Source organism: Pantoea sp. SIMBA_079 (genome assembly GCF_046940275.1).
GTDB classification, from domain to species: domain Bacteria; phylum Pseudomonadota; class Gammaproteobacteria; order Enterobacterales; family Enterobacteriaceae; genus Pantoea; species Pantoea borealis.
In genome coordinates, this window is sequence record NZ_JAWRYR010000373.1 from 1 (window position 1) to 268 (window position 268).

The 268-nt window shown below is 51.1% G+C and carries 1 protein-coding gene; it reads left to right on the top strand.

Going from position 1 to position 268, the window contains the following annotated elements:
- The coding region (locus tag SB719_RS20420; protein WP_412159780.1) for a hypothetical protein at nucleotides 1-268 on the top strand (268 nt) is incomplete at both ends.

A 268-nucleotide genomic window follows, 5' to 3' on the forward strand; every position in this document is an offset into this window, starting at 1 on the left:
CGCTTGTAAGAACGCCGCACAGGTCAAGGCGCAGAGAGGTGAATACGGACTGGCCGAGAATGTCGATAAGGTCATTCTCTATGTCTCGATCATGGCCAGCGGCTGCAGAAGAACGCACCCTGGCGTAACAAGAAAAAGCGCTAAAGAAGCCCGAATAAATGAATGGCCCGGATATCCGGGCCCTTCATTTATGTCGATCAGAAACGAAATGTCTTCACTTCGTTTCCGCGCTCGATATTTCGGTTTTCGTGATGACGGACAGCCTCTG